The organism is Pseudomonas sp. B6001 (genome assembly GCF_013386015.1).
Classification (GTDB): Bacteria; Pseudomonadota; Gammaproteobacteria; order Pseudomonadales; family Pseudomonadaceae; genus Aquipseudomonas.
Window position 1 is genome coordinate 130,890 of record NZ_JACAOX010000015.1, and the last position, 20,761, is coordinate 151,650.

19 protein-coding genes are annotated in these 20,761 nt (G+C 57.1%); 8 read left to right on the plus strand and 11 right to left on the minus strand.

The window, feature by feature from the left end; all coding sequences use genetic code 11:
- Positions 1 to 193 precede the first annotated feature (193 nt).
- Both HX821_RS16620 and HX821_RS16625 read left to right on the plus strand, forming a co-directional pair.
- Positions 194 to 1,579: a DUF3696 domain-containing protein gene (locus HX821_RS16620; protein ID WP_177036083.1), complete on the plus strand. Its 1,386-nt coding sequence runs from the start codon at positions 194 to 196 to the stop codon at positions 1,577 to 1,579.
- Positions 1,566 to 2,039 carry a hypothetical protein gene (locus HX821_RS16625; RefSeq protein ID WP_177036084.1) on the plus strand — a complete coding sequence of 158 codons (474 nt, stop codon included), beginning with the start codon at positions 1,566 to 1,568 and terminating at the stop codon, positions 2,037 to 2,039. The genes HX821_RS16620 and HX821_RS16625 overlap by 14 nt, the downstream gene beginning before the upstream one ends.
- Before the next feature lie 208 nt (positions 2,040 to 2,247).
- Here the strand turns inward: HX821_RS16625 and HX821_RS16630 are convergent, their stop codons facing one another.
- Both HX821_RS16630 and HX821_RS16635 read right to left on the minus strand, forming a co-directional pair.
- On the minus strand, positions 2,248 to 2,934 hold the full coding sequence (locus HX821_RS16630) for a hypothetical protein (protein ID WP_177036085.1): 687 nt from the start codon (positions 2,932 to 2,934) through the stop codon (positions 2,248 to 2,250).
- A gap of 732 nt (positions 2,935 to 3,666) precedes the next feature.
- Positions 3,667 to 4,578 carry a bifunctional GNAT family N-acetyltransferase/nucleoside diphosphate kinase regulator gene (locus HX821_RS16635; protein ID WP_177036091.1) on the minus strand — a complete coding sequence of 304 codons (912 nt, stop codon included), beginning with the start codon at positions 4,576 to 4,578 and terminating at the stop codon, positions 3,667 to 3,669.
- 362 nt (positions 4,579 to 4,940) lie between these two features.
- Here HX821_RS16635 and HX821_RS16640 point away from each other — a divergent pair, with 362 nt between their 5' ends.
- On the plus strand, positions 4,941 to 5,399 hold the full coding sequence (locus HX821_RS16640; RefSeq protein ID WP_003219642.1) for an Hsp20 family protein: 459 nt from the start codon (positions 4,941 to 4,943) through the stop codon (positions 5,397 to 5,399).
- A 127-nt stretch (positions 5,400 to 5,526) separates the two neighbouring features.
- Here HX821_RS16640 and HX821_RS16645 read toward each other — a convergent pair whose 3' ends face one another.
- The 4 genes from HX821_RS16645 to HX821_RS16660 all read right to left on the minus strand — a co-directional run bounded on the left by HX821_RS16645 (position 5,527) and on the right by HX821_RS16660 (position 8,741).
- Positions 5,527 to 6,855 carry an OprD family porin gene (locus HX821_RS16645; protein WP_003219643.1) on the minus strand — a complete coding sequence of 443 codons (1,329 nt, stop codon included), beginning with the start codon at positions 6,853 to 6,855 and terminating at the stop codon, positions 5,527 to 5,529.
- Between the two features lie 230 nt (positions 6,856 to 7,085).
- On the minus strand, positions 7,086 to 7,343 hold the full coding sequence (locus HX821_RS16650; RefSeq protein ID WP_003219645.1) for a hypothetical protein: 258 nt from the start codon (positions 7,341 to 7,343) through the stop codon (positions 7,086 to 7,088).
- 40 nt (positions 7,344 to 7,383) lie between these two features.
- Positions 7,384 to 8,376: a zinc-dependent alcohol dehydrogenase family protein gene (locus HX821_RS16655; RefSeq protein WP_177036086.1), complete on the minus strand. Its 993-nt coding sequence runs from the start codon at positions 8,374 to 8,376 to the stop codon at positions 7,384 to 7,386.
- A 62-nt stretch (positions 8,377 to 8,438) separates the two neighbouring features.
- Positions 8,439 to 8,741: a helix-turn-helix transcriptional regulator gene (locus HX821_RS16660; protein ID WP_003219649.1), complete on the minus strand. Its 303-nt coding sequence runs from the start codon at positions 8,739 to 8,741 to the stop codon at positions 8,439 to 8,441.
- A gap of 598 nt (positions 8,742 to 9,339) precedes the next feature.
- Between HX821_RS16660 and HX821_RS16665 the strand changes: the two genes are divergently transcribed.
- Positions 9,340 to 9,537, plus strand: a complete 198-nt coding sequence (locus tag HX821_RS16665; RefSeq protein WP_023658951.1) for a hypothetical protein — start codon at positions 9,340 to 9,342, stop codon at positions 9,535 to 9,537.
- 56 nt (positions 9,538 to 9,593) lie between these two features.
- Here HX821_RS16665 and HX821_RS16670 read toward each other — a convergent pair whose 3' ends face one another.
- Positions 9,594 to 10,154, minus strand: coding sequence for a fasciclin domain-containing protein (locus tag HX821_RS16670; protein ID WP_177036087.1), 561 nt, complete (start codon positions 10,152 to 10,154; stop codon positions 9,594 to 9,596).
- Between the two features lie 191 nt (positions 10,155 to 10,345).
- Between HX821_RS16670 and HX821_RS16675 the strand changes: the two genes are divergently transcribed.
- Positions 10,346 to 11,095, plus strand: a complete 750-nt coding sequence (locus HX821_RS16675; RefSeq protein ID WP_032898777.1) for a hypothetical protein — start codon at positions 10,346 to 10,348, stop codon at positions 11,093 to 11,095.
- A gap of 15 nt (positions 11,096 to 11,110) precedes the next feature.
- Here HX821_RS16675 and HX821_RS16680 read toward each other — a convergent pair whose 3' ends face one another.
- Positions 11,111 to 12,373, minus strand: a complete 1,263-nt coding sequence (locus tag HX821_RS16680; protein WP_177036092.1) for an MFS transporter — start codon at positions 12,371 to 12,373, stop codon at positions 11,111 to 11,113.
- 243 nt (positions 12,374 to 12,616) lie between these two features.
- On the opposite strand from HX821_RS16680, the gene HX821_RS16685 reads away from it, so the two are divergent.
- Both HX821_RS16685 and HX821_RS16690 read left to right on the plus strand, forming a co-directional pair.
- On the plus strand, positions 12,617 to 13,744 hold the full coding sequence (locus HX821_RS16685; protein WP_050550296.1) for an MFS transporter: 1,128 nt from the start codon (positions 12,617 to 12,619) through the stop codon (positions 13,742 to 13,744).
- Positions 13,745 to 13,799: 55 nt separating this feature from the next.
- Complete coding sequence (locus tag HX821_RS16690) at positions 13,800 to 14,897, plus strand: LacI family DNA-binding transcriptional regulator (protein ID WP_008431528.1); 1,098 nt, start codon at positions 13,800 to 13,802, stop codon at positions 14,895 to 14,897.
- A gap of 108 nt (positions 14,898 to 15,005) precedes the next feature.
- Here the strand turns inward: HX821_RS16690 and HX821_RS16695 are convergent, their stop codons facing one another.
- From HX821_RS16695 to HX821_RS16705, 3 genes are read right to left on the minus strand one after another with little or no spacing between them, the layout of a single operon-like run.
- Positions 15,006 to 16,616 carry a GMC oxidoreductase gene (locus HX821_RS16695; RefSeq protein ID WP_177036088.1) on the minus strand — a complete coding sequence of 537 codons (1,611 nt, stop codon included), beginning with the start codon at positions 16,614 to 16,616 and terminating at the stop codon, positions 15,006 to 15,008.
- A 17-nt stretch (positions 16,617 to 16,633) separates the two neighbouring features.
- Complete coding sequence (locus HX821_RS16700; RefSeq protein WP_102604522.1) at positions 16,634 to 18,421, minus strand: thiamine pyrophosphate-binding protein; 1,788 nt, start codon at positions 18,419 to 18,421, stop codon at positions 16,634 to 16,636.
- Positions 18,418 to 19,137, minus strand: a complete 720-nt coding sequence (locus HX821_RS16705) for a ThuA domain-containing protein (RefSeq protein WP_032898774.1) — start codon at positions 19,135 to 19,137, stop codon at positions 18,418 to 18,420. Before HX821_RS16705 ends, HX821_RS16700 begins: the two co-directional genes overlap by 4 nt.
- 288 nt (positions 19,138 to 19,425) lie before the next feature.
- Here HX821_RS16705 and hisD point away from each other — a divergent pair, with 288 nt between their 5' ends.
- A complete protein-coding gene (gene hisD, locus HX821_RS16710; protein WP_008431521.1) occupies positions 19,426 to 20,709 on the plus strand; it encodes a histidinol dehydrogenase in 1,284 nt (427 codons plus the stop codon).
- Positions 20,710 to 20,761: the final 52 nt, after the last annotated feature.

A 20,761-nucleotide genomic window follows, 5' to 3' on the forward strand; every position in this document is an offset into this window, starting at 1 on the left:
CTTTCTTTGATCCACTACCCGATTGCTAATCCACAGTGCGTGCACGGCACTGCGTGAAAATTCAGCTATTCCTGTTTTCTGCTTCCTCACCTCGCTGTGCTTCAGGCATCATCTCAGGGCTACTAGTCGCATCCTGCAATGACGCTGCTGCGATAGGATTTGCATTAGCAGTCGAGCGATCGAAGGAGAACGCATGCTGAGACACTTAAAGCTACACAACTTTAAATCTTGGAAGAAAATTGACCTGAAATTTGGAAGGGTGACCGGGTTATTTGGAACTAACAGCTCTGGAAAGAGTAGCTTGATTCAATTTATGCTCTTGTTGAAGCAAACAAAAAACGCTACCGACAGGGGGGTGGTTCTCGACTTCGGCGGTCCAGATCAGTATGTCAACCTGGGTGGCTTTCAAGATGTTGTTTACCAGCACGAAACTAGCGCAGTAATTGATTGGTACGTTGAATGGGATCTTCCAAGGAAAAGGGTCATAAATGACCCTTTAGGTAAAAGAACGGACATACTCGCATTTGATGACGCCTTGGGAATATGGAGCGAGGTAAAGTATAAAAACAAGCAAATGTCTTGCGAGCATCTAGAGTATCTTTTTGGTAAGTATAGTTTTTTAACAACTCCCAAAAAAGCTGGATCAACTGAATTCGTCCTCTGGGCAGAAGATGATAATAAACAGGAAAGCTTTAAATTCAAGAGGGTGAAGGCGAGAGCATGGGCTCTTCCAGGCCCGATTAAAACCCACCTCTTCCCTGACCAAGCAAAAACATACTTTCAAAACTCCGATTTTTTGAGCCTATTCGAATCCGAGTACGAAGCTCAAATGGATAAAATGTTCTATTTGGGACCTTTGCGTGAACCGCCAAAGCGTGATTACTCATGGGCTGGGACGAGCCCGGTTGATGTAGGAAAAAAAGGCGAACTGACAGTGGCTGCTGTACTGTCGGCCACCTTGCGTAATGAAAAAAGAAACCTAGGAGGAAAAACCCGATATAAAAGCTTCCAAGAGATGATTGCGTATTGGCTAAAAGAACTTGGATTAATTGACAGCTTTGAAATTTCAGAAATTGGCGAGGGCTCTAATCTCTACAGAGCGTATGTAAAAAAAGACAAGGATAGTACGCCTGCATTGCTCACCGATGTAGGCTTCGGGGTATCTCAAGTTCTTCCCGCACTGGTACTCCTATATTATGTGCCAGAAGGAAGCACGGTCTTTATGGAACAACCTGAAATTCATCTCCACCCTTCAGTGCAGAGTGGGTTGGCAGATCTGATACTCACAGTTTCTAAGACTCGCGATGTACAGGTTATCATTGAGAGCCACAGCGAGCACCTTCTAAGACGTTTGCAGCGGCGAATTGCCGAGGAAAGTGCACGCACTGAAGATATAAAATTGTTCTTTTGTGATCAGGCAAAAGGAGAGTCAGTACTTTCCGAGTTAAAATTAACTGAATTTGGCGACATTAAAAACTGGCCTGAAAGTTTCTTTGGTGATGAAATGGCAGAAATTTCTGCAACCAGAAAAGCTGCTTTAAAAAGAAAAATCGCAATGGTGAGCAATGAAAGTCGTTGAAACCAATGTGGCTATTGCGGCGAACGGCAGAGGCACCCACGCCAGCCTCGAGTGCCAGCTTGCCTGCGTAGTTTTTTTGAGCGACGTGGTATCTAAACAAAATATTGTTGCAATCGATGATATAGGGCTGATGCTTGACGAATATGCTAAGCATCTGAGCTACAAGGGACAACCGGACGTTGGGGATGAATTTTTTAAATATTTACATGATCATCAATATTATCCAGATAGAGTTTTGAGAGTATCTATAACACCCAATGGCATGGAAAAATCAGGCTTCGATGAATTACCACCGAACTCAATGGATCCGTCCGATAGGAAGTTTTTAGCTGTGGCTAGAAAATCCGGTGCAAAAGTTTTTAACGCACTTGATACTGATTGGCACGAAAACAAAAAAGACATCGAGGCAATGGGAGTTGCTGTAGAGCAACTTTGTCCTGCACATGGGTGCAAAATTTAGCTCTAGCAAGAAAGGGGTGTGAAACACCAGGATCAATTCGTTCTTTTAGACAGTCTGGAGCCAAGCCGCTCGAGTACCGGCAGCTTAGGGTCGATTGAAGCCCGTCATCACTGGCGACACGCGACCCATAAGCTGCCCTTCGTGGAAGGTAGCTAACGGTTAAGGGACGCCAGACTGAACCTATAGGAAATCAGGAGCCCCGCGAAACTCAACTGGCGCCCTTGAAAGTAAACATTCCGTCTTCCTCTGAATATAGCGAGTTCTGTAAATCATTTCTTTCTTCTATAGAGTGAAGACTGTTCTCAATAAACTCATTAATATCACCTCCGTGAGGTAATCTAAAGCCACCTTCAACATGGTGTGGAAGATTATGCTTTCTCTCAAATTCGATAGAGTTTTTAAATTCTAGATACTCGATGGTACTAACATCTAAGCCGTTTCTCTCGGTATATAGAAAAAGCTGAACTCCGAAATTGAAAATACATGGATATATATCTACATGGTTTTTGTAATAAACACATGATTTTTTAATGGCGACCCTCCCTTCAGAGTTTGCACTCTCACAAATCGCCTCAATGACATCCTGAGGTATTAAACAGAGAATGCCGAGGTCAGCCTCTACAGGGACCTCGGATAGCAGTGGCAAGGCTCTAGCGTTGTTATATATTTCAGCTTGGTGAATTGCGTAGTTGCGAATCGCTTTAATGGTCAGAAACTCATCGCTATCAAAAAAGCTGGGATACCCAGCTTTCCTTACTTTATCATTAATGCTGTAAGTTGATGCAAGGACCTCTCTCACGGCGTCCGGATCTGGGCTTTGACAGTAGGCCATATAGTATTTAAAGAACCTTTTTATTTCTGCCAAGCAGTCATCTTTTGTCACTACTCTTGCCATGCGTGGGGCATCCTCAAAGCACTTAACCATAAAATCGGCGGCGCAGAAGGCCTCCTTATTCGTGCGCCCCCCTGAACCAGTCGATTCCTGTGCTAGAAATCGTGACGTATGGAACAAGTAGAAAAAGCGATATCACGTCCATGAAGGTTACAAACTCGTTGCGAGTGTGTCCATGGTCAGCTTTGGATTAGGCGCTCGCACCTGTGAGTGTCTGCTTTTGGCCGAAAGCAGTCGCAAAGTATTTGTAATTCTTTAGGCAATTCCGTGGCTTGCCTTCATTCGACATGATGCTCGGGAGGACAAAAACGGTTCCCAAACTCAAAACGCACCCCTTGCAGAATGCGGTCTGTAGCCTGACCGATTGCCATGAGTAATGGAACGCCGACGGGTTTCGGGGCATTGGCCCGCTTGAATTTGCATAGCGGTCTTGAAAACCGGCGGACGTTAATAGCGTCTCCAGGGTTCGAATCCCTGGTTTCCCGCCAAGATTTACTCAAGAGCCCCGCTATTGCGGGGCTTTTGCGTTTCTGGGGTTCAGGAATACACCTCCAATCGTTAACGCATTATTTCAGGCAGTTTCCGCAACTCTGCAAAAAGTGGGCGTCAACGGGTAGGGTTCACGATCTCATCCACGCGCCGATAACCGTCTCGGTTATCAGTTCACGCTGGAGAAGTCAGGCGCCCAAGCCGGGCGCGCTGACTGGCGTGATTCGTTACTGAGAAAAGGCGCAATTACAGGTGGAAGTCGCCCGCAGCCTCCGGCTGGTAAAGCACTTTCTTGATCTCAATCCGGCGGGTCCGGTCAGCAATTCGCCAGTCGATGGCGTCTCCCTCCTGATAGCCAAGGATGGCGGTGCCTATGTCGGAATACACGGAATGCTTTGCTGCGTTGCTGTCCGCGTCTTCAGGGTAGACCAAGGCCACTTCGAACTCTTCATCGTCCAGTTGCAGCAAGGCCCTGGAGTTCATCGTGATGACATTGCACGCCACCTGCTGCGGCTTGACGACAATGGCCCGCTCAAGCTCATGTTCGAGTTCAACAACCGCCGGGCCTTGCTCGAACGCGATCAGATCCTCGAGCCTGGCCTTGTCGATTTCAGTGATGTAGATCCTGGTGGAGTCGCCACCGGCGCCTTCGCGCAAGAACTGGAAATAGCTCGCCGCCGTCATGGAAAATGACGTCAATGTCGGCGTTTCGCTCTCCAGCATAAAGCCGCTGCGACGAAAGGCTTTCAGCGAGCGCGAGTTGTCCGGGTGAATCTTGGCGATGAGCTTCTCGGCCCGCATGTCGAGGAAGGCCAGTTTCATGCCTTCGCGGATCGTGCTGGCGCCCAGGTTCCGGCCCCATTTGTCGCTGTCTCCGATGACCAGGACAATCTCGCAATTTGAGCCGGTCTTGATGAGACGGACAAAGCCCACCGGGGCGTCATGCCGGTCATAGGCCATAAAGAATCTGCCGCCCTGGTTGAATAGATGAGTCAGGATCGGCAACTGAGTCCGATCAATGACTTGCTCAATGGAGCGGGAGACATGACGCGAATCGCTCAGATAGCAGGTGATGCGTTCATCCTCTAACCAATCCACCAACGTCAGCGCGTGCGCCCGCGTAATTTCAGGGCACAGCGAAATGAAAGGCTTGTTCATCTTGACCACACTTATTTGTAAAGGATTGAAGCCCTTCATGGATATGTCATGGCGGTTCTTCGGCAACCGGATATTTTAAGACATGCCGCGAGTAATGGCGAACATGCCAGAGAGTTCCAAGAAGCCACCGCTTGCTGAACCCGACCCAGGCAAGCACTCAAGAGAAAGGTGGGCTGACTACGCATCGCAGCCTGAGGGCGGCCTGTCTATCCAACCGAGCAAGCCGTTCCCGGCTGGTACTCAAATGTAAAAATTTTTATCTGGCCTCTTGAAAATTTTCCCGGCGAACATAAATTTTTATCACGCGACGCCGAATGCGGGTCGCGCACTTAATCACTTGGATTTAATCAGGAGATTTTGAGATGGCTACTACCCTTTCCTTGGCCCCTTTGTTCCGTCAATCCGTGGGCTTCGATCGCTTCAATGACCTGTTCGAGTCGGCGCTTCGCAGCGAGGCTCCGAACACTTATCCGCCTCACAATGTGGAAAAGCACGGTGATGACGAATATCGCATTGTCATTGCTGTCGCTGGGCTTACTGAAGCGGATCTGGATATACAGGTCGAGAAGGGCGTTTTGACAGTCGTTGGCGACAAGCGCGAAACCGAGAAAGCAGTCACTTATCTGCACCAGGGCATCGCGCAACGAGCATTTCGGCTGTCGTTCCGGCTGGCAGATCATATCGAGGTGCGCGGTGCTTCGATGAACAACGGGCTGTTAAGCATCGACTTGCTGCGCGTGGTTCCTGAAGAGGCCAAGCCCAAGCGCATCACGATTGGTAGCGGGAAAGAGCCCGAACTGCGTCAGGTTAGTTTGCAATAAGTCAGCGGTAACAAAAAAGGCGCTCTTGGTAGCGCCTTTTTTTGTGTGTGGAATCAAAACGCCTACCGATCAATACCTGGCTACGCAGAGTACCCGGTAGATCCATCAACCGGGCACTCCCGCCTGTTTAGAAGATATTCAACGGGTACTCGGTAATCAGGCGTGTCTGCACCAGATGCCCCCCGGTGGAAGCATCGCCATCGTGCCAGGCTTCCCTCAGGCGAAAGGACAGCTTCTTGGCCGGGCCACTCTGCACGACGTATTTCACTTCGGCGTCGGTTTCGTGTTCCTGGTCGTTGGCGCCATAGAACCCGGTGTAGGCCGAATTGCCGGGGGTATGCGTACCGTCGATGCCGGCACCGCGAATATGGCGGGCCATGAAGCTCAGGCCGGGGGCGCCAAAGGCTCCCATGTCCAGGTCATAGCGCATCTGCCAGGACCGCTCGCCCGGGCCGTTGAAGTCGGAGTATTGCACCGAGTCAGCCAGGTTGATCGAGTTGCCGTAGCGCCCGGCACCGACGCCGGCATTGGTCTCCCCAAAGCCGACGTAGTCGAACGGCTCGTCACCATGCACTTTCTGCCCGGCCAGGGTGAAGGTCTGTGCACCCAGGGTGTAGGCAGCCGCCAGCGAGGCTGCGGTGGTGTCGATGGTCCCGGCCTTGGCGCTGCCGTCGTCCAGTGTGCGATAGAGGTTGAAGTCCAGCGCGACGGATTGGTCATCGGTCAGTGGATGAACAAGGTTCAGGTTGACGTAGTACTGATTCCACACGTCTTCCAGGTGTGCTCCGTACAGCGACGCGGTGAATTCCTTGCTGAACTGGTATTTGCCCCCCGCGAAGCTGGCCGACGACGCTTCCACGCCTGCATAGCTGGCGAGAATGTCGCCGCTGCGCGAGGTGGTGGTGGTACCGGTGCCGGAGGTGTAATGGCCGGCCTCCAGGTTCAGGCCGGTGATTTCATGGCTGTCGATCTGGAAGCCTGTTGCGGTCTGTGGCATCAGGTAGTTATCGGCGGTGGCGAACACCGGCGACGTAGGCTGCAGGTCGCCGACCTTGAGCGTGGTATTGGAAATACGGAACTTGACGTCACCACCGGCCTTCGCGAAGCCATGATCCGGATTGCCATTGGCGTCGGACGGTATGTTCGGGCCACCGGCGCGGTCGGTGTCCCCGTCGATGCGCAACGCCAGGTCGGCAAACGCATCAATGCCGATGCCAATGGTGCCTTGAGTGAAGCCCGAGCTGTAGGTCGCCATCAGCGCCTGGCTCCAGTCACGGGTGTGGGCGCCGTTGCCGTTCTGGTTCCAGAACAGGTTGCGGTTGAGGATATTCAAGCTGCTGTCGGCGACAAAGCCCTTGGAGTCGGACTGATCGCTGGCATAGCTCATGGCCGGCAAGGCAAATGCCAGCGCCACGGCCAAGGTATTGAGCTGAAGTAACGGTTGACGTTTTTTCATTATATTTTGCTCCTGTGCACGAGTTCGTGTGGGAGCATTAAGGCGACAGCCCAGGCCATCAACAAATGAAACTGGATGAAGGTTTTGATATCCCTTTTACCAAATTCCAGGCAAAGAAAAGCCCGCGATGGGGAGTGCGGGCTTAAAGGTGTTCACTTAGGAGCTGGAGTGACGATAAGCGCTCGAGTGTGAAAGGGATGTGAAAGGTTGTTGGGTGCGTAGCGTATTTATCACGAGTGATCCTCTCCTCGCACAATCCTTCCGGCCTTCACCTCATCCGCGTACCCGCTGAGCTTTTCCTGCTGAGCCGCGAGCAGTGCACCCATCTTCATCAGGGCGACTGCTTCGTCGGGTGATTTGGCGACCCCGGCGATAGTGGCCAATTGATTGACCGACCAGGCGATAACGGCCGTCGCATCTTCGAGGTCGTAGAACAGTTCCTGCTGTGCGGTCCTTGGGCCGTCGAGCATTTCCATCAGTTCTGCCATTTACCCGTGCTCTCCAAAAAAGTGGTTCAGTGCGATCAGCTCAAGCACCGTTGCGCCAATCCTCCTGTAAGCCGGCGGACACGGCAATCGCGATTTTCCCTTGAATGCCGTTGTTGGGGCTTTCCAGGCGGGAATGGGCGAGCGGGATGTCGGCAAGGGAATAGACCGCGCCAACGTGTGGCCGCAGTTGACCGTTGGCGATCAGTGCGCTCATTTCATCCAGCTTGCCGCGGTTCTGTCGTGTGAAGACGAAGTGATAACTCGCGTTCCTGCCCCAGGCCTGGACGAGGTTCTGGGGGTGCGCCGTGTCCACAATCGTGACCACGCGACCCAGTTGCGCAAGCGCGTCCGGGCTACGGGACAATGTGGTGCCGCCGATGGTATCGAACACCACATCAACGCCACGGCCACCCGTTTCCCGCAGGATGGCGTCGACGTAATCTTCCTTTTCGTAGTCGATGATTACGTCCGCGCCCAGGCTTCGCGCGAACTCGACATTGACGTCGCGTACGGTGGTGAACACCTGGGCGCCAATGGCTTTCGCCAGTTGGATCGCCACATGGCCGACGCCGCCCGCGCCGCCGTGCACCAGGATGCTTTCTCCCACCCTGAGGGCTGCACGCACCACCAGCGCTTCCCAGGCGGTGCCGCCGACCAGGCTCAGGCTTGCCGCTTCAAGGTGACTCAGGGCAGGGGGCTTCTTCCCGATAATGCCTTCGGCCGCCACGTGGTATTCGGCATAGCTGCCGGGTCCGTCAAATATTTGCGGGGTGTACCAGACTTCGTCGCCTGGCGCGAAGGACGTAACCCCCGGCCCGACTTCCTCAACGACCCCCGATACGTCATGCCCGGTAATCGCCGGTAGCAGCACCAGGTCAGCGTAGTCGCCACGTCGGACCTGGTAATCCAGCGGGTTGATGGAGGTTGCGTGTACGCGGACCAGGACTTGCCCCGTGTGCGGAACGGGCTTGGGAACGTCGCGAAGTTCGAATGATTCCGGGCCGCCAAATGACTTGAGTATCAACGCCTTCATTGCATTTCCTCGTTTCGACAAAAAGGGATATCGCGAAATCTCGATATTCTGTGATAAAAAAACTACAAATCTTTCCCTATTATCTCGGCAAGCCTGCGGATGGTGGCTTCATTGCGCTTGTAGTAAGTCCACTGGCCGATGCGCCTGACTTCGACCAGGCCCACCCGTTGCAGCGTTGCCAGGTAACCGGACACCGTCGACTGCGAGAGCCCGATGCCTTCCTGAATACTGCTGACGCACACGCCCACCGTGTGAACGTCCCCTTCATCTTGTGCAGGGAAGTTCTTCTCGGGGTCCTTCAAACCTTTCAGGATTTCGAGGCGTGTCTGGTTTGAGAGGGCTTTGAATATTTCGAGTAAGTCCATGGCGCGATCATATCGAGAATTACCGATATGTCAATGTATGTCAGACATAACGGGTAGTCAGTTTCAGGCCTCACCGGAGGCGGCGACCAAGGACCTGTCGCGCTGCGGGCCTCTGAGCTATAACAGTGTAAAAGCATAAAAAACAAACGTGTTTCCGGGCTGTTTTCAGGAGAGAACTCATGAGCGCCATGGACGCGGGGCAAGTGGTGCCTGGCTACGTAACCTTCGTCGGGCGTGAGGCATCGTGGGCCGGACGCCAGTTCATGAGCTTCAGCTATAGCGTCAATCGGCAGCACTTTCACAAGTCTCTCAACGAGACGGTTGACGCTTGGTCAACGACGGCGCTTCGTAAAGCCTCGTATGGCTTGCGAGTGGGAGACCCGGTGTCTGTCTGGTGTTCTCTCACCGACCCCGAGGTGTGTTGCATTGGCGAAAAACCAGCAGAGAAACCCGCGATCCTGCGGTGGATAGAGTCTCTCGGAGCGTTAGGGCCGTTATGAAATTGATCCCCACCGTTCGTCCATCGGCCGGCACTCGCGACACCGCATCGTTTCTCATGTTCAAGCACGGACATCCCGCGCTAGAACGGAGAGCCAGCATGGAAATTAACGAGAAGGCCCCTGGGAATGTATCCCAGCAAGGCGTAACGCGCGGTACAGACAATGAAACCGGGCATGATCCTCGGCGCGATCAACCTGAAGCGCCTCTACCACCGGACGATGATGCCCCTCTGGAAGAGGATATGTCGGATGTGGATGCGGCTGATTCTGTCGCGAGTGAACACCCCGACAACTGAAGCATCCGAATCAGCCCGACGCACACTGCGTCGGGCTTTTCGGTGTCAAGCGACGATTACGGCATCAGCACCGAATCAACCACATGAATCACGCCATTGGACTGCATCACATCCGCAATGCTGATGCTGGCCTTGCCACCCTTGGTATCCACCACCCACAGTTTGCCGTCATGCAGCTTGATCGTCAGCGACTCACCCTGCACGGTTTTCAACATCACGGTACCGCCGTTCTTCTTGGCGTCGGCCATCAGTTGTGCAGAGGTATGAGTGCCAGCCACCACGTGATAGGTCAGGATTTTTGTGAGATCGGCTTTGTGCTCAGGTTTCACAAGCGTATCCACGGTGCCTGCGGGGAGCTTGGCGAAAGCTTCGTTGGTCGGTGCGAATACGGTGAACGGGCCTTTGCTGTTAAGGGTATCCACCAGTCCGGCTGCCTTGACCGCCGCCACCAGAGTGGTGTGGTCCTTTGAGTTGACTGCGTTTTCGACGATGGTTTTCGTCGGATACATCGCCGCGCCGCCCACCATTACGGTGTCGGCGGCAAAACTTAGGGATGTGGTGACGGAGAGGATCGTAAAGCAGGCAACGGCAGCAATTTTTTTGTAGATGGCGTGCATGATGTATCTCCTTGGTGCTTGTGCCCTCCGGGTGAGGGTATTGAATCTACGTACCAAGGATCAAAGTGGATGCACCTCTGGAAAAATTATTGGTTTGCCGCCCTCACTGCACTTTTTCCCGTTCTTCCGATCTATCTCTGTCCCGACCACACTAATTTCCGGCGTGGACAGCAGACCCAGACCTGGTGCCGATGGATCGCACGTTACCTGTTTTTATCACCCGATGGATGCGTCAGCCGCTGTGGCTGGCTGCGGTTTTGATGCTTTGCGCCAACGGTTGCAGCCAGCAGCAGGGGCGCGATATTGCCACGCAGTTCAGCAACGGCAAGCCCGACGAGTTCTTCCAGACCAGCGTTGATCGCATGGCCACCCTGAGCATGCGCGACAACCTGCAAAGCCTGTATCTGCTGATGAGCAAGCTCTACCTGCGCAACCCCAACCAGTGGCGTCAATCGGGTTACACCGACGCGGTGACCGCCGCCCGGCAAATCCGCCAGGCCATCGAACTTCGCCAACCGCTACCTGCCCTGGGGGATCGTCGCGACCTGGCGGCGCTGAGCTATTCCCTGAGCCCGGAGTTTCGCGGCGACCGGGTAGGCGCCTTCATCTACGCGATCGGCAGCATGCTGGTGACGGCACACGGCGGGCGCACCGAGTTTTATATAACGGACTCGATCAACCCGCAGTTCGTCAGCAATGCCGCGCGCAATATCGAGAAGGCCACCTGGCTGCTCAGTCAGCGCCAGGATGCCAATGGCTCGCTGTTGCTGTTCTCCAACGAGATCTCGGAGGCGGGCAGCAACCTCAGCTTTGCCGTGGAGTTCGGCAAGATCGTCGCGCGCCTCGACCTGTTGACCCAGATGCTCGACGAACGCTACCGGCGCATCGGGCTCAACTACGCGCAAAGCTTGCTGCTGATGAATTTCCTGCCGGTGCAGTGACGATGCGTGCCTCCCTCACACCTCGGTTTGCGCTTTGCCGCGGGCAACGGTTTTCTTCGGCGCGCGCATCAGCAGTGGGCCGCACGTCGCGAGCAAACCGAGCATCACCAGCGGGAAGAACATCAGCTTGCTCAGGCCGAAGTTGCTGACGATGACGGTGATGACGGCGGGGCCCACCAGCATCCCGGAAAATCCGATGCAGTTGACGATGCCGATATTGCGCCCGGCATGTGCCGGGTCCCGGCGCCCGGCGGCGGAGATCATCAACGGTGCGATGCACGAAAGGCCGAGGCCAAACAGCGCGAAGCCGACAACGCCGGTCACGGCCGTACCGCCCAATATCGTGGTGATCATGCCGAGGACGCACAAAGTACCGCATCCAAACACCACCTGCGCATTACCGAACGCAGCGGCCAGGCGGTCGCCAAAAAGACGCCCCACGAATGACGCACCGACGAACAGTGAGACCGCCATGCCTGCGGTCGAGGTGGTGGTCGCGAACTCCCGGCGAATGTATTCCTGGCCCCAGTCGGCAATTGCGTTTTCGCCCATCATGCTGCCCAGCAGCAAGGTGCCGAGAGCGATCATCACCAGCAGTGTCTTGGCCGAAGGGCCCTTGCCGGTTTCGTCCCGGGACTGGGTGCCGGCTTGCCAGTCGTCGAGCTGGGCGTCGGGCACATCATGCTTGCCCAGCAACCATCGGCTGAACACACAGCCCAGAATGAACATCGCCAGGCCCAGTACGGTGTAAGGCACCAGCACGCTGTCGGTGTAGAACCGGGTCAGCCAACTGCATGCCATGCCCAGCAGGAAGCCGCCCAGGGAATAGAAGGCATGGAAGCCGGACATGATCGAGCGTCGATAAAACCGTTCAACCTGCACGCCGTGGGCATTCAAGGCGGTATCCAGGGCGCCGCGCAACAGCCCCAGCACAGAGCCGAAACACAGCGCAAACCAGAAACCGTTGACGAAGCCCAGCGGGATAATCGAAAGGGGATAGGCGAGGGCGCCAAGGGTAATTACCGGCTTGGCGCCGAAGGTGTCCAGCAGCCGCCCGACCAGCAGCGCACCGGCTGCGGAACCGACACCGACCCCGAGGGCAATCAGGCCGAAACTCGAGTCCCCGAGTTCTCCCGTCAGGCCAAGCTGGGTCCTGAACACGCTTACACCGGTGGACCAGATGTACATCATGGCGCCGATCATCATGAAGCCGAGAAAGGTGGCGATACGTGCCTTGCGAATACGCGGGGGGATCGGGGTTTTCTGGAAAGTGCTTATCACGCTGCATGGTCCCTTTTGTTTTTGTGGGGTGGTTATGCAATTTTGGGTTATACGAATAACCTTGCGGAAGTAAAACCTGCACCCTGTGGGCTGTCAATGTTTTATCAATCCAGAATATGTAACAGTAACAAGGCAGTGGCTGGCGCTTGAGTTTTAAGTTATACGTATAACTCCAACTGTTCAGGTATTGGGGTTTCCGTGTCGTCTCAAGAGTTGTTATTGCCGTGCTCCACGCCGCATATGTCGGCCTACCGCTTGACGTTTCTGCTGTCCGGCCTGTGCATGGGCGCCTGGGCGCCGCTGGTTCCCTATGCGCGCAGCCGGGCCGGGGTGGACGACGGCGCATTGGGCATCCTGTTGCTGTGCCTGGGCCTCGGCTCACTGGTGATGATGCCGCTGGCGGGCATCCTGAACGCCCGCAAAGGTTGCCGCTTTACCATGCACATCGGCATCGCCCTGGTGTTTCTGACGCTGCCTCTGCTGGCGACCACACATTCATTCTTGGGCTTGATGTTTGCCCTGACCGTGTTCGGTGCAGGGTGCGGCGCAGTGGATGTGACGATGAACGTACAGGGCGTGATGGTTGAGCGTGCGACCGGGCGGTCCTTGATGTCGGGTTTTCATGGCTTGTTCAGCCTGGGCACGATTGTCAGTGCGGCGGGGATCACCGCGCTGCTCTGGCTGGGCGCCACGCCGTTGCTGGCCAGCAGCGCGGTGATGGCGGCACTGGCTGCGTTTGTCCTGAGTTACGGGCGCCAGATGCTCGGGCGCAGCGGCGAAGAGGGCAGCCCGATCTTTGTGCGGCCCACGCGTAAAGTCCTGGTGCTGGGGGTGCTGTGCCTGTTCGCGTTTCTGGCCGAAGGTGCGATTCTCGACTGGAGCGCGGTGTTCCTGACCCAGGTGCGTGATGTCGAGCCTTCCATTGCAGGCCTGGGCTACGCCTGCTTCGCCGTGATGATGGCGTTGGGGCGCTTGAGTGGCGACCGGATTCTGCTCAGGCTCGGCGCCCGGCTAGTACTGGTGGGCGGTGGCCTGATTGTAATCCTGGGCTTTCTCACGGTGGTGCTCGCGACGAACTGGCAGGTGAACCTGGTGGGGTTTGCGGTCATCGGCATCGGTTTGGCCAATATCGCGCCGGTGTACCTGTCGCTGGCGGGCGCGCAAAAGACCATGCCGGGGGAACTGGCGATTGCCGCTGCCACCAGCCTCGGTTATCTGGGTATCCTGATGGGCCCGGCGGTGATCGGCTTGTTCGCCCACGCGACGAATCTATCCTGGGCGCTGCTGGCGGTTGCCTCGCTGATGGTCGCAATCATGTTCAGTGCCACACGACTGGTTCCGAAGGTTTCCCCTCAACGGGTACACTGAGCGCCTGTTTTTTCATGACCTCGCATGAGGTTTCAAAAGGATTGGGAAGCAAGCGATGGCCGTTTCAATGAAAGACGTAGCACTGGCGGCAGGGGTGTCCCAGCCTGCGGTGTCTTACGCCTACAACCGACCTTCCAAACTGTCCCCGGCCCAGCGCGAGCATATCCTCGAGGTGGCCGCTTCATTGGGCTACCCGGGCCCCAATGTGCTGGGCCGCAGCCTGCGCTCGGGCAAGATCGGCGCCATCGGGTTGATGATGATGGACAAGTTGTCCCTGGCCTTTGCCGACCCGTGCACCATCGCCATGCTGCGCGGCATCAGTGAAGTGGGCGAGTTGGAAAATGTCGCACTGACACTGTTTCCGCTCAACAACAACCGCCTGGTGGGCCGGGGCCCGGCGGCGAGCCACGGCAGCCTGGCCCTGCGCGGGCTGGTGGATGGCCTGATTATCTCGACCCTGCCCGATGATCACCCGGCGGTGCTGGCGGTGGTGAAGCACAGTATTCCGTTCGTGGTGATCGACTCGCCGCTGGTCGAGAATTCGTTTTTTGTCGGCATCGACGATCGCGGTGCGGCTCGCACGCAAATGCAGCATCTGCTGGACCTGGGCCACCGCAAGATCGGCGTCATCATTGACCGCCTCAACCCGGATGGTTACCGCGGCCCGATTGACCTGCAACGCTTCAAAAGTGCCAGTGAGCGGATTGTCCGCGAACGCCTCACCGGTTACGTGGAGGCGGCCACCGCCGCGGGCCTGGCGTTTGAAGACCTGAGCGTGATCGAGGCCGGTGGGCTGGATTCCACGTCCGGCCAGGCCGCAGCGTTCACATTGCTGACCTCCAACGACGTCACGGCAGTGGTGGCGTGCTCGGATGTGATGGCGATTGCCTGCATGAAAACCGCCCACGCCCTCAGTCGCCAAGTCCCGCAGACGCTTTCGGTGATCGGCTTCGACGATATTCCCGAGGCGGTGCAGCTCGGGTTGACCACCATTGCCCAACCCATGGTGGAGAAGGGCGTGTACGCCGCACGCATGCTGACCGAGCAATTGAATGCCCCGGCTGATGCGCCGCTGGCGCCCGAGCAAAAGATTTTCGCCACCAAGCTGGTGGTGCGTACCTCGACCCGCAGTATCCAGCAGGCAGACGCCTGATCCCGTTGGTAAGGGATCGCTGTAGGAGCTGGCTTGCCTGCGATGGCATCGACTCAATACCACTGACAGACCGAGTCGACTGCATCGCAGGCAAGCCAGCTCCCACCTTTACCCGGGCTGCCCCTTGAAGTGTGCCGCTACTCTGAGGGCATTCGCCGCGATGGTCAGTGCCGGATTAACCGCCGCCGACGACGGGAAGAACGAGCTGTCCACCACCCATACATTCTCCAGGTCATGCAGCTTGCAGTTCAGGTCCAGCACGCTGGTGGTTGGGTCCTTGCCCATCACGGCAGTGCCGCACTGGTGGGAGTTCGTCGCGATGCCCATGCGCGCCTTGAGGATCAGCGGATACCCTGCATCACGCATGGTTTGGGTGGCCTTGTTCACCAGTCCTTCATGGGCCTTGAGGTTGTTCGGCGTCCAGTGAACCTTGATCGCACCGCGCTGTGTGTCGTAGGTGACGCGGTTGTCCTGGGTCGGCAGATCTTCCGAGGTCAGGTACAGGTCTACGCTGTGGTCAGTGATATAGCGTGAAGCGAATTTCGGCAGCCAGGGCCGCATGGCACTGATCATCGGCTCGCGGATTTTCCCCAGCATCTGCACGTTACCCAAGGGGAATGCGTTGTGCGGGCTGGCGCTGTACCAGTCGTTGATGGCCAGGGTTTTCTGGAAGGTCACGTTGTTCTTGCGTCGCGGGTCCACCGCCAGCATGAAGGTGCTGTTGTGCACCATGTAGTTACGCCCCAACTGCCCAGAGCTATTGCCCAGGCCATGAGGATGTTGAGCGTTCGCAGACTTGAACAGCAATGCCGCACTGTTGACTGCGCCGCACGCCAGCACGAAGCGTTTGGCACGCAGTGTCACCTCGCGTCCATCGAACAGACCCCGCGCTTGAGTCACGGTTTTGCCATCGTTATCGGTGTTCAGCTGCCGGATCGTGGTGCGAGTCATCAGCCGGATGCTGCCACTGCGCAGGGCGGGCCTGAGCGCAGAAACTTCGGCGTCGGCCTTGGCCTCCACCAGGCACGGATAGCCATCGCAGGTTGAGCACAATACGCAATCGCCGCCATCGCCATAGTCCACCGCCGCCGGCATCACGAACGGCTTGAGTCCGGCACGCTGCATGCTTTGTTCCAGCGCAACCAGGGCCGGGTCGTGCTTGAGTGCCGGTTGCGGGAAGGGTCCTGAACGCCAGGGTTCGCTGGGGTCAATGCCGGCCTGGCCATGCACGCGGTATAGCTTTTCCGCTTCGGCGTACCAGGGTTCAAACTCGGCGTAGCTGACGGGCCACGCAGGCGACACGCCCTCGGCATGCTGGATCTCGCCAAAGTCCGCCTCGCGAAACCGTGGCAGCATGGCGCCGTAGAATTTGGTGTTGCCGCCGACGTAATAAAACACCCCCGGCGAAAATGCTTGGTTGGCCTGGTCCAGCCACGGTTCGGCATTGCGATAGCGTCCTTGGCCGAACACCGCTTCAGCGCTCCAGTTCTGGATTTCCCGGGGCAGGAAATCCCCTCGTTCGACGATCACAATATCCAGCCCGCTGTCACGCAGGGCATGGGCGAAGGTCGAACCGCCCATGCCCGAGCCGATAATCACCACGTCACAGTTGATCGTGCCATCTGCATCAGGTGTCACCACGTCGAGGGCGCGCGGTTCGCGCGGCGCCCCCGGTTGTGGATTCAGCTCTGCATGATGCGAAATCAATGCATCACTCATGTGAGCCGCTCCGGCAGTTACAGGTGTTGTTCGGAATTACGGATTTGCCAGTACTCATCCTGGCGTTCGTCGGTGATGTATTCCGGAATCGGGAAGTCCCACCAGCCGGGCACCCAAGGGCCAGCCGCATCGCGGTCGGTGGGTACTTCGATCAGCACCGGCACATTCAAATCCAGCGCTTCCTGCAGGATAGGCTCAAGGTCTTCCGGGCGCTCCACACGGTAGGATTTGAGGCCGAAGGCTTCGCCCACCGCCTTGAAGTCCGGGCTGTAGGGCGTGCCGTCCGGGTGGTTGAACTCAGTGCCGATATGGCGGCTGGTCTGCTTGCGCTGGCCACCGCGAATCGACATGTAGCCGGCGTTGTTCTGGATCAGGAACACCACAGGGATATTGTTGGTCACGCAGATCGCAATTTCCTGGGAGGTCATCAGGAAATCGCCATCCCCGAGGATGCACACCACCGGCTGGTCAGGCGCCGCCAACTTCGCACCGATGGCCGCAGGTACGGCCCAGCCCATGGACGAGAAGCCGCCGGAGGTCAGGTGGGTACGTGGCGTATAGACCGGGAAGGTCTGCTTGACCGCGCCCTGGGTGTTGCCCGAGCCAACCACCACGATGGTGTCCCGCGGGAACACTTTGCGCAGCGCGCCGAGGGGGCGTTGCGAGGTGAACGGAAAGCGATCGGAGTCACGACGGCCCGCCAGTTTGGTTTCCCATTCTTCCTGATAACCGCGCAGGTCGCTCAGGTACTCTTCGCGTTCAACCGTCTCGCCTTTCAGGCTTTCGACAATGGCGGCGAGGGCGTATTTGGCGTCGGCACAAATGCCCACGGTCACCGGGTAGTTCTTGCCGATTTCATGCGGGTCGATGTCGATGTGGATCAGCTTCGACGGCGGGATCGCGAAGGTCACGCCCTTGGCGTAGCTGGACGACGACCAGTCGGTGAAACGGCAGCCCACGGCGATGATCACGTCTGCGGTGGACGCGACTTTATTGCCGCACAGGGTGCCGGTCTGGCCGACACTGCCGGCGAACAACGGGTGATCTTCCGGGAAGCCGCTCTTGCCGTTCCAGGTGGTGACCACCGGGATCTTCCAGGCTTCGGCCAGGGCGAACAATTCCGCGCTGGCTTCGCCGGTAATCACGCCGCCGCCGATCACCAGCACCGGGCGCTTGCTCAGTTTCAGCTCTTCCACTGCGCGTGCGGTGGCTGCTGGGTCCGGGAAGCATTTGCCGATCGGGGTGCGCTCTTCGAGGGCATGCAGGGTCACTTCAGCGGCCTCGGCCTGCACATCCATCGGGATTTCCAGGTGCACCGGCCCGGGGCGTCCGGTGACCATTGCGCTCCAGGCGCGGTGCATCATGAACGGCAACTCTTCAACACGGGTCGCCACCCAATGACGCTTGGTCACGGCCTCGGCGATTTTCGGGAAGTCGTTGTCGGTGTAGCGCTCCAGCTCCTGCAGCAAGCCATGGCCACGCATGTGGGTGGGTGGCCCGCCGGTGATCAGCATCAGGCTGGTGGAGTCGGTAAACGCGGTGGCCATGCCGATTACCGTGTTGGCGGCGCCGGCACCGATGGACGTCACTGCCGCCATCGGCTTGCCGCTCACCCGGTAGTAACCGTCGGCGAGGTGCACCGCGCTCTGCTCATGGAACACCTGGATGAACTTGAGCTTGGAGTCTTCTTCGAGGAAGGCGTCGGTCAGGGTCCAGATACCGTGGCCGGGAATACCGGCGACGTATTCGACGCCATAGTTTTTCAGGGTTTGAGCCACGATCTGGCTGCCGGTCAATTTAGTCATGACAGGACTCCTTGGGTTGATGAAACGGAGGGGGTTGCCTCGGCGGTACTGGCTGCACGCCCGCGTGTCGCCCAGTTCAGGCCTTGCTTGGTCAGGCGGCGGATATTCGGGTCGGCGAGGTTGCTGGTGTCGTGCCCGATGGAGTGATAGAACACCCGCCCCTGGCCCCACTGGCGCACCCAGGCCACCGGGCTGCGATGGCCGTTGAGCCAGGGGAAGGGGTTGCCGTCGAAGGTGGTTTCAGCCAGCACATGAATGTTCGGGTCGACCTGCATGTAGTACTGCTCGGACCGTACCTCGAAATCCTCGACGCCCTGGGTCACCTCGTGGCTGTGGTCGATGACGTTGACTTGGTACGGGTGGGGAAAGCCTTCACCCATCGGGTGTTCGAGGAATGAGCCGCCGAGCACCCAGTGATATTTGAGGCTGGCGCGAAACGCCGCGCCTGCGCCGTGCCAACCCACCAGGCCGGTGCCGCTTTCGATCGCTTCCAGCAGGCGGTTTTCCTGGGACGCGGTGAGCGTCTCGGTGGTGACGGCGTTGTTCCAGCCGATCACGATCAGGTCATAACCGGTCAAGTCCCTGTCCAGTGTGAAGATGTCGGTGGACTCTTCGACCTCGAAATCCAGTTCCTGGAAAACGGTGCGCGCCCATGCCGCAATTTCGTAGGGGAAATGGCCGGGCCAGCCACCGAATAGATACAAGACTCGACTCACGGTTGATCACCTCTTTACGTTGGGTGTGATTGTTAGGTTATACGTATAACCGCTTATTTAACCTATCACTCCGAATCCCTAAGTCAATGGGGCTTACATGTTTTTCATCGGGGGTTATACGAATAACGTCAGCAGCCCGCCGCAGTGCTTCAACACTGCGTCTGTGTTGCGTCAGGTTGCGTCACCAATAGGGAGGCTGCGAAATTGCCCGGGGCAGGGGGGTAGGAAAAGATGGTTGCCAATGCCGGGGGCATGTCGCGTGCCCTCAAGAACCACCTGGAGCCACTGATGATTCGTTACCTGAAAACGCCTAAACCGGTCGAAGCCCAAGCCGAGATTGCCGCCCAAGTCCGCGATACCGTTGAGCGCATCATCGCCAACGTCGCCCGTAACGGCGATGCGGCCGTACGTGAATACTCGAAGCAGTTTGATCAGTGGTCGCCTGTATCTTTCCGGCTGAGCGACGAAGAAATTGCCGCCTGCGTGGCGAGCCTGTCCGAGCAGGAAATCGGCGATATCACCTTTGCCCAGGCCCAGGTCCGGCGCTTCGCCGAGGTGCAAAAAGCCTCGATGCACGATGTGGAAGTCGAGACCTTGCCTGGCGTGATCCTTGGGCATCGCAATATTCCGGTGAACTCGGTGGCTTGCTACATTCCGGGCGGCAAGTACCCGTTGCTGGCGTCGGCGCATATGAGCGTGCTGACGGCCAAGGTGGCCGGGGTGAAGCGCGTTGTTGCGGCCGCGCCGCCGTTTGATGGCAAGCCTCATCCGGCCATTGTGACGGCGATGTATTTGGCGGGTGCCGATGAGATCTATTGCGTGGGCGGGGTGCAGGCGATTGCTGCGTTTGCGTTGGGCACCGATACGTTCAAGCCGGTGGATATGATCGTTGGGCCGGGTAATGCGTATGTGGCCGAGGCCAAGCGTCAGTTGTTCGGCAAGATTGGTATCGACTTGATTGCCGGGCCTACAGAGACACTGGTGATTGCTGATGACAGCAGCGATGTTGAAATCATCGCTGCCGATTTGTTGGGGCAGGCGGAGCATGGGGTTAATTCGCCTGCGGTGTTTTTGACGAACAGTGCGGAGTTGGCGCAAACCCTGCCGGCGGAGATCGAGCGGCAGTTGGCGATCCTGTCCACCGCACCGGTTGCTTCTGTCGCCTGGCGCGACTATGGCGAAATCATCCTGTGCGACAGCGTCGACGAGCTGGTGCAGGAAGCCGATCGCATCGCCTCCGAGCACGTGCAGGTGATGACCCGCGATCCGTTGTATTTCCTGGAGCACATGACCAATTACGGCGCGTTGTTCCTTGGTGAGCGCACCAACGTTTCCTATGGCGATAAGGTGATTGGGACCAACCACACATTGCCTACCACCGGGACTGCGCGGTACACCGGCGGGCTGTGGGTCGGCAAGTTCATCAAGACGTGCACGTACCAGCGGGTGCTGACGGATGAGGCTTCGGTGTTGGTAGGGGAATACTGCTCGCGGCTTTGCGGGATGGAAGGGTTTGCGGGGCACAAGGAGCAGGCGGATATTCGGATTCGTCGTTACAAGAAGCACGGTTGAGGGTACATATCCGTTGTTTGGGTAACGGCCTCTATTGGTTCCGCTCTTACAG